Genomic DNA, 17605 nt, shown 5'->3' with positions numbered 1-17605 from the left:
TGACGCTCTCGCTTATCCACCCTACAATTCCTGCCTGGTTTTATTTCCGGTAATGCTTATGAAACTGGTTCCGCATCAATTAATGGAGTTAAACAGCCCGTTTATTTGGCACTGGCCGTGGTTGGTTTCCTGTGTCAACGCCGCCAAAGTTCATGGTTTTACCGGCATTATTCTTCATCAGCAGGAGCTGCTTTCGCTGCTGGCGACACCGTCACCCCTCAGTCACCGCTTCGACGTTGAAAATCTGATTCATCAGCAAAATAACGCCCTGCAATATTTAAAAAAGGTCAGTGCTTATTTGCAGGAATTTAATCTCAGCTTCTGGCTGCAAGGCGAAGCCGCGCCGACCGATGACATCATCAGACGTAAATTCCCGGAGTTTGCATTTGATGAGCGCAGCACGCCCGATTTCTGGCAACAGTTTTATTCGTCGAGCCTGACCCGCTTATTGCCGTTATTACCGCATCTCAGCGGCGTGATATTAAGCCTGACCACCCCACAATTTCAGACCGACGGCTGGCAACAAAGCCTGCATCACGTCTGGAGTCTGTTACGCGCTCAGGGCAAAAAGCTCATCCTGCGCGATTTCATTGATACCAGTTGGCCACGCCAGCAACTTTCCCGCGTGTTATCTGGCCTGCCGGATGATGTTCGCGCCTCGATTAAAGCCACGGAACTGGATTACCATCCAGGTTTTGCTAACCATCCGAATATTGTTGCGCTCAGCGGGCGTAAAAAATGGATCGAATACGATCTCTGGGGCATTGGCTACGGCTGGACTGTTCTGCCGTGTTATCTGGCCGATGAAATCCAGGGACGCCTGAGCTGGGCGACCAGCCTCGCCGACCACAATATCGAAACCATTACCGCGCGCGTTTCATGGCAGTGGCTGTCTGACGGACTGACGATGGATTCCGCCAATGGCATCAATCTTTTCGGCCTGAGTGCCGCGAATAACACCGCACCTTCTTCGGTTATCGACAGCTGGATTGAGCATCAAAAACTCGCTTTCCGCAGCAAGCGTGATCGCCAGCGTTTCAGCGATTTGTACACCTCAAGCTACGACTGGCTATGCAAAACGCCGAATCTGCTTGGGCGGCGTATGCACTACCAAAGCCAAATCCCGGAAAGTTATGCTCAGGCGCAACAACTGCTGCATACCGATGTTCGCAGCGCCAACTGGGCGCAGGCGTTTCAGCCACTTTTCCCGACCGATGACCCGGCGCTCGGTGCTGAACAGCGCCAGTTGATTGAACTGGAAAAACAGAGCGCCCAGTTCCTTGCAAGCTCCGCCGTACAGCAACTGCGTGAACTGCGCATCACCTGCCACAACGACACGCTGGAGCGCCTCGATGCCGCCTGGCTCAACGCCGATATGTACGGCCAACTCTTTTCGCATGTCGCCTTCGCGGTCAGCGATATGCAAATCAGTGAGCATTATGGCGGCAGTGCTCTGGTGGCGAAAACCGCCGCTCAGCATCGCGAAACGTTACTGCGTTTTGCCGATACGCTTGAACTCTGGGCGGATTCGCCGCCCTCAGGCAGCCCGCACTATGTTTCATTACTGCTCAATGCCGAACGGTTACGCGGATTCGCTGTGAGCTTGTTGGGATAATCATAAGTAGGCGGGGAAGGGTTGTCGTGCGGGAACCTATGGACAAAACGCAGTGTCAGCCAGCAATGGCAAAACTCGCGATCTGTCTCGCAAAATCGAGAAATTCTCTGTGACACATATCACGTATAGGCGGCGGGAAACTGTGAGCAATGCTGTATTGAGCGGGGGGAAATGCGAAGTCGATCGGCAAGAGATTATTTACATGGGGAAGTATTCTTAATTCCCCGATATCGAGCAGACTCAATCATTCAGTTCTCGCAACAAACGTGTATTCAAATACAACCGCTCGCGCCCTGCCGTGACTTCTTCCAGTACGCCAATATCTACTAGTTGTTTGAGATAGACAGATGCCGTTTGGCGCTTTGCTATTCCGCCATCGACCAGGTTTTCAATTCGGCAGTACGGTTGTGCAAATAACACTTGTACCAGTTCCCATGAATAGATTTTTGGAAGTTTTTCGCGAATCCAGGCTGTTGTTGTTTCGATTAGCTCTCGAACGACGGCAATTTTCTTTGTCGTCCAGTTAGCGGTGTTTTCGACTGCCTCCAAAATAAAGAGAATCCATGGCTCCCAATTCCCCTCAGCAGTTACGTTACGCAGCAAGGAGTAATAATCGTTACGTCGCTCAAGAATGAAACGAGAAAGGTAGAGAATGGGCAATGATAATAAACCGCTCTGGATTAAATACAGGATATTCACTATGCGGCTTGTACGCCCGTTTCCGTCCGGGAATGGGTGAATGCATTCAAACTGGTAATGCAAAATAGCCATTTTAACCAGTGGGTCTAGCTCATCCTGCGCGTGAATGAAGTTTTCCCAGTTGCTCAGCAGATCGCGTATTGCAGCCTCGCCTTCTGGTGGGGTATAGACAATATTCATATGCTGGTCACGCAGCACAGTGCCAGGCGTTTTGCGTATATCGGTATCAATCGCTCGTAACGTCGTACAAATTTCTACTGCTGTATTGGCACATAGCGGATGGGTTATCAGGTGGTTAACGCCTTCATAAAGCGCAGTGCGGTAGCGCAACGCTTCTTTGGTCGCCGGGTCGGCGTGTTCAGCGCGGTTAACAAACTGGAAAAGTTGATCGCTGGTCGTCACGATGTTTTCAATGCGCGAGGAGTCTTTTGCTTCCAGCATAGGTAGCAGGTTGATCAGCAATCCTTGATCAGGAAGTAATTCTCCAGCGGTTTTCAGTTCAGCTAGTGCTGCCCTGGCATTGATGCAGGCCTTAAGCACATTCCGAGTTTCGATATTTTCAATATCTGGTGGCAAGAGAGGAAGTTGATTGTAAGGCTTATCCGCTGTCCAATTCATATGTTTAAAAAATCCTATTTTATCGACATGTCACGGCGATATGTCGATACGATAAACATATCACGGCAATATGTTTAAAAAATATGATTTCATCGACATATTCCGAAAGTGTGTCGATGCCATAAACATAGCCCGGCTCAAACGAGCCGGGAAAGGATAATGCTAATTAGTGCGCACGGCCTTGTTCAATACCAATCCCGGTCTGGGAACGGATGAACTGAGCACGGAATTTCTCACGTTCGAGATTGCCTTCCGGGCTGTTATCAGTGGCTGAGAACACCCAGATACCCACAAACGCCACCAGAATCGAGAACAGTGCCGGGTATTCGTACGGGAAGATGGCCGTTGCGTGACCCAAAACCTGCACCCAAACGGTTGGGCCGAGGATCATCAACAGCACCGCCGTAATCAGGCCGAGCCAGCCGCCAATCATCGCGCCACGCGTGGTCAGTTTTGACCAGTACATCGACAGCAGAATAATGGGGAAGTTACAGCTCGCGGCAATCGAGAATGCAAGTCCGACCATGAAGGCGATGTTTTGTTTCTCGAACAAAATCCCCAACAAGATTGCCACCACGCCCAACACCAGAACGGTGATTTTCGACACTCTCAGCTCATCACGTTCAGACGCACCTTTACGGAATACGTTAGCGTAAAGGTCATGCGAAACCGCAGACGCGCCTGCCAGCGTTAAACCTGCTACCACTGCAAGAATGGTGGCGAAGGCAACCGCCGAGATAAAGCCTAAGAACAAGCTGCCACCGACGGCGTTAGCCAGGTGAACCGCAGCCATGTTGTTACCACCAATCAATGCGCCAGCCGCATCTTTAAAGGCAGGGTTTGCCCCCACCAACATGATGGCGCCAAAGCCGATGATAAAGGTCAGGATGTAGAAATAACCCATAAAGCCGGTGGCAAACAGCACGCTTTTACGCGCTTCGCGGGCATCACTCACGGTGAAGAAACGCATCAAAATGTGTGGCAAACCGGCGGTACCAAACATTAAACCTAATCCCAGCGACAGCGCTGATATTGGGTCTTTCACCAGCCCACCAGGACTCATAATCGCCACACCTTTCGGGTGCACGGCAATGGCTTCGGCAAACAGATTGTTGAAGCTGAAGCCCACGTGTTTCATCACCATAAAGGCCATGAAACTTGCGCCGAACAGCAACAACACCGCTTTGATGATTTGCACCCAGGTGGTTGCCAGCATGCCGCCGAACAACACGTACATCACCATCAACACGCCAACCAGCACCACCGCAACATGGTAGTTCAGGCCAAACAGCAACTGGATAAGTTTACCCGCGCCGACCATTTGGGCAATCAGGTATAACGCGACGACCACCAGAGAACCGCAGGCCGACAGAATACGGATTGGCCCCTGCTTCAGGCGATAGGAAGCCACGTCAGCAAAGGTATATTTACCGAGGTTACGCAGGCGTTCTGCAATCAGGAACAGGATAATTGGCCAGCCGACCAAAAAGCCCAGGGAGTAAATCAGGCCGTCGTAGCCGGAGGTAAATACTAGCGCCGAAATACCGAGGAACGAAGCGGCAGACATATAGTCACCCGCAATCGCCAGGCCATTCTGGAAGCCCGTAATATTGCCGCCCGCCGTGTAATAATCGCTACGCGTGCGGGTGCGTTTTGACGCCCAATAAGTAATACCCAACGTAAAGGCGACGAAAATCACGAACATGATAATTGCCTGCCAGTTGGTAGGCTGGCGTTGCACAGCCCCCGTAATAGCATCAGCGGCAAACGCAGAGGCTGGCAGGCTTAACAGCGGTGCGGCAGCAAGGCCGAGAAGACGTTTCATGATACCTTCACCTCGCGCAGCACAGCGTTATTCAGACGGTCAAATTCACCGTTCGCCCGCCAGACATAAACGCCCGTGAGGAAGAATGAAATCAGAATCACGCCAACCCCAATCGGAATGCCGCGGGTGACGGTGGTGCCTGCGTGCAAAGGTGTGCCCAGCCAGCCAGGCGCGAAGGCAATGAGCAGGATAAAGCTGATATAAATCACCAGCATGATGATGGACAAAATGGTGGCAAACCGTTGCCGTTTAGCGACTAACTCCCTGAAATGCGCACTGTCTTCTATCCGTTGATAAAGTTGATCACTCATCACAGATCTCTCCAGAGTAGGGGTTGGGTTTTTTATTGTTTTGTTTTGGCTCCTTCTCCTGGGGGAGAAGGTTGGGATGAGGGCATTTCACCATGGAAACTCCCTCACCCCGGCCCTCTCCAAAAAGGAGAGGGGAAGAGCAGTTAAGGCATGGTAATAGCTTGTTTTTCTTCCAGTAACTTCTCAACAACGCCCGGATCGGCAAGCGTTGAAGTATCACCAAAGTTGCTGGTATCGCCGGCGGCGATTTTGCGCAAAATACGACGCATAATCTTGCCAGAGCGGGTTTTCGGTAGTGAATCTGTCCAGTGCAAAATATCCGGTGTGGCAAGTGGGCCAATCTCTTTACGCACCCAGTTTCGCACTTCGGTATACAACTCAGGCGTTGGCTCTTCGCCGTGATTTAGCGTCACATAGGCATAAATCGCCTGGCCTTTAATACTATGTGGAATGCCGACGACTGCCGCTTCGGCCACTTTTGGATGCGACACCAGCGCGGACTCGATTTCTGCGGTACCCAGACGGTGACCGGAAACGTTGAGCACATCGTCCACACGTCCGGTTATCCAGTAGTAACCGTCTTCGTCGCGACGTGCACCGTCACCGCTGAAATACATGTTTTTGAAGGTCGAGAAATAGGTCTGCTCGAAACGTTCGTGGTCGCCAAACAGCGTGCGCGCCTGGCCTGGCCATGAATCGGTGATCACCAGGTTACCTTCGGTTGCACCTTGTTGCGGGTTGCCTTCATTATCTACCAGCGCCGGTTGCACGCCAAAGAATGGACGAGTCGCGGAACCGGCTTTCAGCTCGGTGGCACCAGGCAGTGGCGTAATCATGAAACCGCCGGTTTCGGTCTGCCACCAGGTGTCGACTACCGGGCATTTCTCGTTACCAATTTTCTTCCAGTACCATTCCCACGCTTCCGGGTTGATAGGCTCGCCCACGGAACCCAAAATGCGCAGCGACGAACGATCGGTATTTTCAATCGCTTTGTCACCTTCGGCCATTAAGGCGCGAATCGCAGTTGGCGCGGTATAAAGAATATTCACTTTATGCTTATCAACGACTTGCGCCATGCGGTTTGGTGCAGGCCAGTTTGGCACGCCTTCAAACATCAGCGTGATCGCACCACATGCCAGTGGGCCGTACAGCAAATAACTGTGGCCGGTGACCCAACCCACGTCGGCGGTACACCAGTAAACGTCGCCCTGATGGTAATCAAAGACATATTTAAAGGTGGTTGCGGCATAAACCAGGTAACCGCCGGTGGTGTGCAGCACGCCTTTTGGCTTGCCTGTTGAACCGGAGGTGTAAAGGATAAACAGCGGATCTTCGGCGTTCACTTCGACGGGCTGGTGGTGAGTGCTGGCTTTCTCAACCAATTCGCTCCACCACAAGTCGCGGCCTTCTTTCCACTCAATATTCCCGCCAGTACGTTTAAGCACAATCACGTGTTCAATAGTTTTAACGCCAGGGTTTTTCAGCGCTTCATCAACGTTTTTCTTCAGGGGAATCGAGCGTCCTGCACGAACGCCTTCGTCGGCGGTGATCACCAGCTTAGAGCTGGAATCGATAATGCGCCCGGCGACCGCTTCTGGTGAGAAGCCACCAAAAATCACCGAATGTACCGCGCCAATACGCGCGCAAGCCAGCATAGCAACGGCGGCTTCCGGCACCATCGGCATATAAATCGCCACCACATCGCCTTTCTTGATGCCGAGTTCTACCAGGGTATTGGCAAAACGGCACACTTCACGATGCAGTTCACGATAGGTAATAGTTTTGCTCTGGGTTGCGTCGTCGCCTTCCCAGATGATCGCGGTCTGATCGCCGCGATCTTTAAGATGACGATCCAGGCAGTTGGCGGCCAGATTCAGCGTGCCGTCTTCATACCATTTGATTGACACGTTTCCAGGTGCGAAAGAGGTGTTTTTCACCTTTTTATAAGGTTTGATCCAATCAAGGATCTTCCCTTGCTCGCCCCAAAAAGCGTCGGGGTCATGCACCGAGTGTTGGTACATGGATTGGTACTGCTCCGGTGTTATCAGGCAATTGTCCGCGATATTGGCGGGAATGGCGTGTTTATGTATTTGGCTCATGGCTTTTTTTCTCCTTGTAGGATGTTAATAATATGTCAAGCAAACGTTAATTGTAGGGGCTTGGGGAGCTTTGTTTACTATTTGGGCGACAGATCACGCATTAATTAAATTGTTGAAAATCTAATCAATACGTCCCGCACAGAGAGGGGGAAAAAGGCAAAAAAAAAGCTGCCGAATGGGCAGCTTTAGCGTGTTTTGTAGGGCGGTTAAGCGCAGCGTCAACCGCCACAACTTGCGAAAATGGTGGATGACGCCTGCGGCTTATCCACCCTACATTTTTAACCCGCCGCGCTTTCGCGCAAACTGGCTTTTAGCTTGTTGTACTCGTCAATCACATACTGTTCAGCAGCTTTCTGATCGGCAATCGGCTCGACGCGCACAGCACAGTACTTGTACTCCGGCGTTTTAGTAATCGGGCTGAGGTTTTCAGTCACCAGCTCGTTACAGGCACCAATCCACCACTGATACGTCATATAAACGGCACCTTTATTAGGGCGTTCGCTTACATTCGCACGGGTGATGACGCGACCTTTGCGAGAATTAACCCAAATCAGCGCTTCATCTTCAATACCTAAACGAGCGGCATCGTCGATGTGGATTTGCGCATAACCTGGTTCATCCGCCAGGGCTGCCAGGGCTGCACAGTTACCGGTCATTGAACGGCAAGAGTAGTGGCCCACTTCACGCACCGTGGAAAGTACCATCGGGTACTCTTCGGTGACTTTGTCGATTGGCGGTGCCCAGTCGCAAGTGAAGAACTCGCCCAGACCGTTTTCGCGGTCAAACTTACCGTCGTACAGGAACGAGGTTCCCTGGTCGCTTTCAGCTACATCGCGGCAAGGCCACTGGATATAACCCAGTTCACCCATTTTCTCGTAAGTGGCACCGTAGAAATCCGGGCACAGACCACGCAACTCATCCCAAATTTCCTGGGTGTTGTTGTAGTGCATCGGATAGCCCATACGGGTGGCAATTTCACTGATAATCTGCCAGTCCGTTTTCAGGTCCCACTTCGGTTCTACCGCTTTAAAGAAGCGCTGGAAACCACGGTCAGCGGCGGTATAAACGCCTTCATGTTCGCCCCACGAAGTGGACGGCAAAATCACATCGGCGGCAGCCGCGGTTTTGGTCATGAAGATGTCTTGTACAATGACCAGTTCCATATCGGCAAACGCCTGGCGAACTGCCGAAAGCTCGGCATCCGTTTGCAGCGGATCTTCGCCCATAATGTAAGCGGCACGCACTTCGCCATGTGCCACACGGTGAGGTATCTCGCTGATGCGATAGCCCGTGTGAGCCGGTAGCGACGGCACGCCCCACGCTTTGGCAAACTTCTCGCGGCTGACTTCGTCTTTCACGTACTGGTAGCCAGGATAGGTATCCGGCAGTGCGCCCATATCGCAAGCACCCTGAACGTTGTTCTGGCCGCGAACCGGGTTAACGCCAACATTCGCTTTACCCAGGTTACCGGTCATCAGCGCAAGGCTGGTCAGCGAGCGCACAGTTTCCACGCCCTGATAGAACTGGGTGACACCCATGCCCCACAGAATGGTGGCCGTTTTTGCGTTCGCATACATACGCGCTGCGCCGCGAATTTCCGCCGCGGTCACGCCGGTAATTTCTTCAACGGACTCAGGCGTGTAGCCCGCAACAATTTTGCGATACTCGTCGAAACCTTCAGTACGCGAAGCCACGAAGGACTGGTCATACAGATTTTCTTCGATAATCACATGCCCGATTGCGTTAAGCAGGGCGATGTTAGAACCATTTTTTAACTGCAAATGCATGTCAGCGATGCGCGCGGTTTCAATTTTACGCGGATCGACCACAATGATTTGCGCCCCTTTTTGCTTCGCGCGGATGACACGGTTAGCAACGATAGGGTGTGAATCTGCCGGGTTATACCCGAACACAAACACTAAATCGGTATCCTCAATCTCGACGATTGAGTTGCTCATAGCGCCGTTACCGACCGATTGGTGCAGACCTGCAACCGATGGGCCGTGTCAGACGCGTGCGCAGCAGTCAACGTTATTGGTACCAATAACGGCGCGCGCAAACTTTTGCATAACATAGTTGGTTTCGTTGCCAGTACCACGAGAAGAACCGGTGGTCATGATGGCATCGGAGCCGTGTTTCGCTTTGATTTCACTCAGACGAGTACTGACGTAGTTCAGTGCTTCATCCCAGGAAACGTTTTCGAGTTTGCCACCCTTCTGGCGACGAATCATTGGTGATTTGAGGCGCGGAGTGAGGATTTTAGTATCGTTAATAAAATCCCAGCCGTAGTAACCCTTCAGGCAAAGATCGCCCTGGTTGGTTTTACCTTGAGCTGCTTCCGCCTTGACGACTTTGCCGTTATCGACCACGAGATTGATTTTGCAACCCGAGGCACAATAGGGGCAAACCGTGACGACTTTTTTCATCAGTGTTGCTCCAGTCAATATTGCTTACCTTGCAACTTTCTATGCATTATCTATGCCACATAGAAAGAGTGGGAATTACAGGCATCTTACGGTGATAAAAGCAGCAAAACCCTGACGAAAAACAGGACATCGTCAAAAGTGACGTGTCGAGCGGAACACGGTTTGTGACACCGGTTGAAAATTCAACATGGGTATTTATCTTTTGTGCGGCACTCCTTCCACAATCACCCACACTTACCCCATGTCTCTTTTCATCCTCCGGAGTTCAATAATGAAGCCTGCCATTTTGCTGGTGGATGACGATTTGGCGATCTGCGAGGTGCTGCGCGATGTGCTCAATGAGCACGTGTTTGAGGTGAGGGTTTGCCACTCCGGGAATGACGCGCAGACTGCGATTGCTCAGCACCCAGAAATCGCCCTGGTGCTGCTGGATATGATCCTGCCGGATATTAACGGGTTACTGGTGCTGCAACATATTCAGCGTCAGCGTCCTGATTTACCGGTAGTAATGCTAACTGGCCTTGGCAGCGAATCCGATGTAGTCGTGGGGCTGGAGATGGGCGCCGATGACTACATCGCCAAACCGTTCAACCCGCGCGTGGTGGTGGCGCGTGTTAAAGCGGTGCTACGGCGTTCTGGCGCACTGGCGGTGGAAACGACGACGACAAAAAGCAGCGGCCTGCATTTCAACGGTTGGCGGCTGGACACCGAACGTTGTCAGTTATTGAATGCTGCCCATGAACAAGTCGACCTCACCCAGGGCGAATACGGCTTACTGTTGGCATTAATGCAAAATTCTCGCAAAGTATTATCGCGTGAACGACTGCTGGAGTTGACCCACAGCGAAAGCCTTGAAGTCTTCGACAGAACGATTGATGTGCTGATTATGCGCCTGCGGCGAAAAATAGAATTAAACCCGCATCAGCCCGCTTTAATCCGCACCATTCGCGGTATTGGCTATGTATTTTCCGCTGATGTTATTCAGGCGGAGAATAATGCGGCTTGAATTATAAATAATAAATGGGTGCTTAAGACTTTTCCCTTAATTCCTTCACAAGTTGGGCGGGGCGAACCCCGCCCGGATAGCTTTACTATTCGGAGCAGGCCAGCCTGGCCGCTACCTCCTGTTTATCATTCCTTATTTTCACTTCGCATAAATTACGGCGTGTTAATAAGGTAATTGCTATTAATGTTAAGCAAACAATTAATAAACATATGACAACAGTCTTTGTAGGCTTCATGCCTTTTTACTCCTTGCCTTGCGGCGAGTAAGAGGCTAACCTCAACTTGTTGGGAGTTGAGGATCAGCCTCGGGTTAACGTTAAAGTTGCCCGGGGCTTTCTTATTCTTAAAGTTTAAGAATATCCCTCACTTATGCTCAGGACAGAAAGCCCTAAGCACCCGCCGCATAGTTTATTGAGTTTTTATTTATTAGATATTAAATTGCTAATGTAATTCATTTATCATGATTACATTGTTCTGGAATATCCCTCGTAAATAATCTTAATCATATTGATGTCGTGATTATTAGTTGAAGGCGTAATAAATATCAACTCCGCTCGCTTATAAAACTCTGCAATTCCGTTAATGTTTTTGCGCCATCGATCGCATTTGCACATAACAAATTCGCGCGAGCGCAGGCGTGAGCTAATTTCAGGCTATCGACCAGCGGCCATTTTTCATGGCAGCCATATAATATTCCGGCGCAAAAAGCGTCACCCGCACCAACGCTGCCGACAATTTCCTCTTGAGCCAACATAAACGACGGCACCCATGTGCCTTCGCCTCCACGTTCTATGCCCCATGCACCTTCCGGGCAATGAATCACTACTCTTTGCTTCACACCCGATTCCAGCAGCAACGTTGCCGCTTGCGCAATATTTTCGACATGCGGTGCACCGTTAGCATGGCGGATGTCCAGCCCGCTAAACTCACCGGCTTCCAGTTCATTAATCACCAGGTAATCCAGCCAGCGCAGGGCAGGGAGCACCATCGGGCGGTAACGCGGGTCGCCCTGACGCGAGACTAAATCCAGCGAGGTTTCATAGCCTTGCAGGGACATCATGGCCAACAATCGGGCGCTGCGTGTGCCGTATTCCGCATCTTCCATATCAAGACTATCAAGCAGCAACAAATAGCCGAGGTGGAAGATTTTGAAGGATGTTTCAAGGCGGTCAAAGGCGGGTAAATCAAGCAAACGATTAGCGCCAGGCGAGTGGAAAAACGTGCGTTGCCCGCTCGGGTCGGTCATTACTTGCGACATCGACGTTGGCGCGAAAGTAGTGCGGTGCACATGCTGGCGATTGACATGATACTGATCCAACATGGCCATAATATAGTCGCCGTCATGATCGTCACCGACCAATCCCACAGCTTGCAGCGGTAGCCCGACATGCATTTTTGCCAGTGTCAGCAATACATTTAACGGCGCGCCGCCAGTTGAGCGTTCACTGTGAACGATTTCTGCCAGCCACCCGCGCTGCGGCCATTGCACAATTTGATGCACATGGTCGACCAACATATTTCCGGCGGCAATAATCCCGCTGCGCTCTGTCATAACCTCTCCTTACGCCTTTCCTGAACTGCCAAAAATCTGCATTTGTTGCGCGACGACATCGGTAATCGCCTCTTCAATACCCAGCAATAACTCGGCGAACTCGTCATAAATGGCGTGACGTTGATTCATGCGTTGCTCGATGGCACCGAGGGCCGCTTGCGACATGCCGGTATAGAAATTTATCTTGTGAATACCAAGGGTTATCGCTTTGCGAAAATCCTCATCGCTGATGCCTGAACCGCCATGTAATACCAGCGGCAGGCCGGTTTGTTGGCGAATCGCCGCCAGACGGTCGAAATCGAGTTTTGGCTCGCCTTTATACTTGCCGTGGGCGTTGCCAATGGCGACCGCCAGCGTGTCGATACCCGTTCTGTCGACAAAATCACGCGCCACTGCCGGGTCGGTAAATTTGTTGCTGTCGGCCTCGCCATACAGCGCACCGCCTTCGTCACCGCCCACTGCTCCCAGTTCGGCTTCGACCGAGACCCCCACCGCGTGGCACATTTTCACCACTTCTCTGGTCTGGCGGACGTTCTCTTCATATTCAAGTGTAGAACCATCGAACATCACTGAGCTAAAACCGAGGCGTAAAGCGCGCACTACCGCTTCAAAATGCAGGCCATGGTCGAGATTGAGCACCAGCGGAATATCGTGGCGAGCTGCTTCGAATTTGACGGCTTCGACCAGTGATTCCAGCGACACATACTTAAAATGCACTTCGGCAATGTTGATGATAAACGGCGAGTTTTCTTGTTTTGCAGCGGCAAAAAGGGCGCGCAGAAAATGGCTGTCCAGAACGTTAAAAGCGCCGAGTGCATAGCCGTTTGCGCGGGCATGAGCCAGGCCATCTGCGAGCGATATCAAAGCCATAATAGTTTCCCCTGGTGTTGGGACAAAATGGTTGAAAATTAAAGGTATTGGCGATATTCATTGCACAGCAATTGCTGGATTGGCGCGTCTTCAATGATGGAATTAAAGCGCTCAAGCGGTTTGAGAAAACGGTTGTCGCGGTCGTCATCATTGACCATCGACACTTCGCCAACCAGCACGTCGCCGTAACCCGCCTCTCCCCAGAAACTGTGGTAAATGCCGGGCACCAGGCAAATGCTCTCACCGGGTGACAGGCGCAACTGGCTGCCTGCGGCGTGAGTCTGGCGACAGCCATCGATAACCACAGTGACATCGCTGTCTTCGGTCTGCTCGAACTGATCGGAATTCCACAGTTCGACAATCAAATTACCGCCGCCGCGATTGATAATGTCCTCGCGTTTGCGCCAGTGAAAATGCATCGGCGTGAGTTGCCCTTCGCGCACATGGATGATTTTTTCGGCGTAGCATTTGGCATAGGGTGCGCCATCGGGTGAGCCGTTACGCAGGGTGAAAAGCGTCAGCCCCTGAGCCAAAAAATCGCTGCCGCCAAAAGCGGTCACGTCCCATCCCAGTTTGAGATTGAACACCTCTTGCCAGATTTGTTTATCCGTCTGCTGCCATTTAGCCAGGTTATACGAGGCGAACGGCGGCAAATGAACATCGTGCTGCATAAAGAAATGGCGTGTTTGCGCGAGGATCTGGTTTATTTCGGAGCGTTTCATTTTGTCTCCTTTCAACAACCCTCACCCTGGCCCTCTCCCTGAGGGAGAGGGAACAGGTCGGTTTTCCCCCTCTCCTTTGGGAGAGGGTTGGGGAGAGGGAACAGGTCGGTTTTCCCCCTCTCCTTTGGGAGAGGGTTGGGGTGAGGGGAAAAGTTATTTCACCGTCCAACCCTTATACGTCCCGATATTATTTTTATCGATCATGGTTACTGGAATCAGCACCGGCTCTTTCGGCGCAGGCTTGCCTTGCAGAATGTCGTAACCAATCTCAACCGCTTTGGCAGCCATCACTTGCGGGTCTTGCGCAGGTGTGGCGACAAACAGCGTATTTCCGCCGCGTTTCAGGGCTTCTTCCGCATCCGGGCTGCCATCCACACCAACGATGAAGAACTCGTTACGTTGGGCTTGTTTCGCTGCCAGATCGGCACCGATCGCTGTCGGATCGTTGATCGCAAACACGCCGTCGATCTTCGGATTTGCCGCCAGCAAAGAAGTCATCACTTCAAGTCCACCTTCGCGGCTGCCTTTGGCGTTCTGATTAGAAGAAAGGATCTTGATATCAGGATGCTTTTTAAACTCGGTTTCGCAGCCTTCTACACGGTTCTGCACGGCGGAAACCGGCGGCCCGTTGATGATCACCACGTTGCCTTTGTTTTTCAGGCGATCCGCAATGTACTTACAGGCGATTTCACCCGCCTGAGTGTTGTTCGAGGTGATCGTCGCATCCGCCCCTTCCGCTGCCACGTCCACCGCAACCACCACGATCCCCGCGTCTTTCGCACGTTTCACCGCCGGGCCGATCCCTTTGGAATCCGCCGCGTTCAAAATGATCATGTCGACTTTGGCGGCGATAAAATTATCAATTTGAGAAACCTGTTGGCCGAGATCGTAACCGCTGGAAACCAGCGTCACTTTCACGTTATCTCCCGCAAGCTTACGGGCTTCCAGTTCGGCACCTTTGGTTATCTGCACGAAGAACGGGTTGGCGAGGTCACCCACCGTCACCCCGATGGATTTCAGCTCTTTTGCCTGAACAAACGGTACGGCGGCAATCATGAGTGCTGCAGCTAGTATCTTCAAACGCATGGTGAATCTCCTGTCTGGTTTTGTCGGATGACGCTCACGCTTATCCGACCTACGAAAGAGCATGGTTATCGGTTTGGTAGGGTGGATAAGCGATAGCGTCATCCACCGTTTACGTTATGCACTTTGATGGTGGCGGGTACGGTATTTGTCGATCAGCACCGCAATGATGATCACCGCACCCTTGATCACCAGTTGCCAGAAATACGAGACGCCCATTAGCGTCATACCATTGTTGAGCGTGGCAATAATCAGCGCGCCGACCAGCGTGCCGGTAATGGTGCCAATCCCGCCGACGAAGCTAGTGCCGCCGAGGATCACCGCAGCGATAGCATCCAGCTCATAACCGGTGCCAAGATTGCCGTTGGCGCTATACAACCGCGAGGCGCTCATCACCCCGCCCAGCCCGGAAAGCAGCCCGCTCATGCCATACACGAACAGCAACACCATCCAGACTTTAATGCCCGTCAGACGGGCGGCCTGCATGTTGCCGCCGACCGCGTAAATATGAACGCCGAGCGTGGTGCGCCGCAGAATGAACCAACAGACGACAATCACCGCCAGCGCAATCACCACCAGCCACGGAATCGGCCCGAGATACGCATTGCCAATCCATTCAAAATTGATATTCGAGTTAATCACCGTGGTGCCGTCAGCCAGCAAATAGGCCGCACCGCGTAATGCCGTATAGGTGCCGAGGGTGACAATAAACGGCGGTAATCCAGCCCAGGCCACCAGCATGCCGTTAAACAACCCAAGCCCGGTGCCCATCATCAGCGCGGCAGGAATCGACAGTGATTCCCAACCCGGCATGAGTGAAACCACCATCGCCGTCACCGCCGTGGTACCCAAAATAGAGCCAACGGAAAGGTCGATACCACCGGTCAAAATAATGAACGTCATCCCCGCCGCGAGAACGATATTGATCGACGACTGGCGGGCGATATTCAGCAGGTTAGATTCGGTAAAAAAGTTGGGCGTGATAAACCCAAAAATGGCGACGATCAGGATCAATATTGGCAAAATGCCGACGGTTTGCATCAAGTCGCCGAACAGCGCTTTTTTCAGCGAGGCAGATTTGGCGACTTGTTGTGGTGTGGTTGGGCTAGCCATGGTGAATCCCCTTTTTATGGGCATCTTCAACGCCCGTTGCCAGCGTCATAATATTCTCTTGAGTGATCTCGGCGGGGTGCAATTCGCCCGCGATACTGCCTTCGCGCATCACATAAACCCGGTCACTCATGCCGACGATTTCCGGCAACTCACTGGAGATCATCAGGATCGCCACGCCTTGTTTCGCCATCTGGCTCATGATCCGGTAGATCTCGCTTTTCGCCCCGACATCCACGCCGCGCGTCGGTTCATCGAGGATCAAAATACGCGGGCCGATCGCCACCCAGCGCGAGATCAGCAGTTTTTGCTGATTACCGCCGGATAACCCGCCAGCCCGCACTTGCGCGTGCGGCACTCGGATATTCAGCAGGCTGATAGCATCGTCAGAAATGGTCTGGGCTTTTTTGCGATCCAGCCAGCCGTAGTGTGCGTCGCGTTCCAGCGTCGCCATGGTGATGTTGTCTTGTGCGGCGAGTTCGAGGAACAAACCCTGCTCTTTGCGGTTCTCGGTCAGGAAACCGATCCCGTAGTGAATAGCTTCACGCGGTGAATGAATCTTCACCGGCTTGCCATCAATTTCGATGTTGCCGCCGGTCGATTTACGCACGCCAAAAATCAGCTGTGCCAGCTCGGAACGTCCGGCACCCACCAGCCCCGCCAGCCCGACGATTTCACCGGATTTCACTTGCAGACTGACCGGCTGCACTTTTGCGCCATCCGTCAGGTGGTGAACGTTCAGGCGCACATTCCCCTGCGGAATATCGCGTTCTTTATTGAACAGATCGCTTAGCGGGCGGCCGACCATCATGCGCACCAGTTCGTTAGCGTTGAGGTTTTCACGCGTCAGACTGCCGACGTATTGCCCGTCGCGCAGCACGCTGACGCGGTCAGACAGCTCGTACACTTCCGCCATGCGGTGGCTGATATAGATAATCGCCATCCCTTCATCGCGCAGCCGCATAATCAGCTCGAACAGGCGGTGCGTTTCACGGGACGACAGTGCGGCGGTGGGTTCATCCATCACTAAAATGCGGCTGTTACGGTGCAGTGCGCGGGCGATTTCCACCTGCTGCTGCTCGGCAATTGTCAGGCGCGAGACTAAATCGCTGGCCTTAAATTGTGCGCCGAGGCGGTCGATAACCGTCTGCGCCTGCATCAGCATCTCTTTACGCTTCACTAAACCGGCGCGTGAAAGCTCGCTGCCGAGGAAAATATTTTCTGCCACGGTGAGGTTAGGGGCGAGCTGCATTTCCTGGTAAATCAGCGTGATGCCGGCGTTTAACGCATCTTTTGGCCCCTTGATGCTGTACGGTTCGCCGTTAATTAAAATCTCGCCGCTGGTGGCGGTATACGCCCCGGCAAGGATTTTCATCAGCGTGCTTTTACCCGCGCCGTTTTCCCCCATTAAGGCGTGTATTTCGCCGGGGAACACCGTTAAATCGACCCCTTTCAACGCAAAAAATTTGCCGAATGACTTGGCGATATTGCGCATCTCCAGAATGGGAACGTGACTCATGTCGCAGCTCCTGCAGGTAAGGTTTCGATTGCTGCCAGTTGAACACGTCTAAGTAAATGCAAAATGTCAGAAGTCGTTCATATTTGTCATATATCCACCCTCACCCCAGCCCTCTCCCTGAGGGAGAGGGGGCCAATCGGTTTTCTCCCTC

General features: G+C 52.3%; 14 protein-coding genes. 2 read left to right on the top strand and 12 right to left on the bottom strand.

What is annotated here, in order from left to right; genetic code table 11:
* Positions 1-58: 58 nt before the first annotated feature.
* Entirely contained in the window at positions 59-1615 is a 1557-nt protein-coding gene (locus EC843_RS21480; protein ID WP_133523041.1) for a hypothetical protein, read from the top strand.
* Between the two features lie 240 nt (positions 1616-1855).
* Here EC843_RS21480 and EC843_RS21475 read toward each other — a convergent pair whose 3' ends face one another.
* The 5 genes from EC843_RS21475 to fdhF all read right to left on the bottom strand — a co-directional run bounded on the left by EC843_RS21475 (position 1856) and on the right by fdhF (position 9593).
* Positions 1856-2932: a Fic family protein gene (locus EC843_RS21475; RefSeq protein ID WP_064541155.1), complete on the bottom strand. Its 1077-nt coding sequence runs from the start codon at positions 2930-2932 to the stop codon at positions 1856-1858.
* 166 nt (positions 2933-3098) lie between these two features.
* Complete coding sequence (actP, locus tag EC843_RS21470; RefSeq protein WP_064541152.1) at positions 3099-4757, bottom strand: cation/acetate symporter ActP; 1659 nt, start codon at positions 4755-4757, stop codon at positions 3099-3101.
* Positions 4754-5068 (bottom strand): DUF485 domain-containing protein, encoded by a 315-nt coding sequence (locus EC843_RS21465; RefSeq protein ID WP_064515424.1) that lies wholly within the window; start codon positions 5066-5068, stop codon positions 4754-4756. The genes actP and EC843_RS21465 overlap by 4 nt, the downstream gene beginning before the upstream one ends.
* A gap of 143 nt (positions 5069-5211) precedes the next feature.
* Positions 5212-7167 carry an acetate--CoA ligase gene (gene acs, locus EC843_RS21460; RefSeq protein WP_064541149.1) on the bottom strand — a complete coding sequence of 652 codons (1956 nt, stop codon included), beginning with the start codon at positions 7165-7167 and terminating at the stop codon, positions 5212-5214.
* 278 nt (positions 7168-7445) lie between these two features.
* Positions 7446-9593: a formate dehydrogenase subunit alpha gene (gene fdhF / locus EC843_RS21455; protein ID WP_133523040.1), complete on the bottom strand. Its 2148-nt coding sequence runs from the start codon at positions 9591-9593 to the stop codon at positions 7446-7448.
* Positions 9594-9864: 271 nt separating this feature from the next.
* On the opposite strand from fdhF, the gene EC843_RS21450 reads away from it, so the two are divergent.
* Positions 9865-10599, top strand: coding sequence for a response regulator transcription factor (locus EC843_RS21450; RefSeq protein ID WP_121814518.1), 735 nt, complete (start codon positions 9865-9867; stop codon positions 10597-10599).
* Positions 10600-10684: 85 nt separating this feature from the next.
* Here the strand turns inward: EC843_RS21450 and EC843_RS21445 are convergent, their stop codons facing one another.
* The 7 genes from EC843_RS21445 to EC843_RS21415 form a co-directional block, all read right to left on the bottom strand.
* Positions 10685-10834, bottom strand: a complete 150-nt coding sequence (locus EC843_RS21445; RefSeq protein WP_074388493.1) for a Hok/Gef family protein — start codon at positions 10832-10834, stop codon at positions 10685-10687.
* 308 nt (positions 10835-11142) lie between these two features.
* Entirely contained in the window at positions 11143-12150 is a 1008-nt protein-coding gene (locus tag EC843_RS21440; protein ID WP_121814515.1) for a carbohydrate kinase family protein, read from the bottom strand.
* Between the two features lie 9 nt (positions 12151-12159).
* Complete coding sequence (locus EC843_RS21435) at positions 12160-13020, bottom strand: ketose 1,6-bisphosphate aldolase (RefSeq protein ID WP_064541136.1); 861 nt, start codon at positions 13018-13020, stop codon at positions 12160-12162.
* 38 nt (positions 13021-13058) lie between these two features.
* Complete coding sequence (locus EC843_RS21430) at positions 13059-13742, bottom strand: D-lyxose/D-mannose family sugar isomerase (protein ID WP_133523039.1); 684 nt, start codon at positions 13740-13742, stop codon at positions 13059-13061.
* Positions 13743-13895: 153 nt separating this feature from the next.
* A complete protein-coding gene (locus tag EC843_RS21425; protein ID WP_064541130.1) occupies positions 13896-14828 on the bottom strand; it encodes an ABC transporter substrate-binding protein in 933 nt (310 codons plus the stop codon).
* Positions 14829-14942: 114 nt separating this feature from the next.
* Positions 14943-15938: a COG4158 family protein gene (locus EC843_RS21420; protein ID WP_064541127.1), complete on the bottom strand. Its 996-nt coding sequence runs from the start codon at positions 15936-15938 to the stop codon at positions 14943-14945.
* Positions 15931-17454: a sugar ABC transporter ATP-binding protein gene (locus tag EC843_RS21415; protein WP_121814514.1), complete on the bottom strand. Its 1524-nt coding sequence runs from the start codon at positions 17452-17454 to the stop codon at positions 15931-15933. The genes EC843_RS21420 and EC843_RS21415 overlap by 8 nt, the downstream gene beginning before the upstream one ends.
* Positions 17455-17605: the final 151 nt, after the last annotated feature.

The sequence above is a fragment of the Buttiauxella sp. JUb87 genome, assembly GCF_004361975.1.
Classification (GTDB): Bacteria; Pseudomonadota; Gammaproteobacteria; order Enterobacterales; family Enterobacteriaceae; genus Buttiauxella; species Buttiauxella ferragutiae.
The sequence above is the reverse complement of the archived record's forward strand: the minus strand, read 5'-3'. Positions and strand labels throughout refer to the sequence as shown.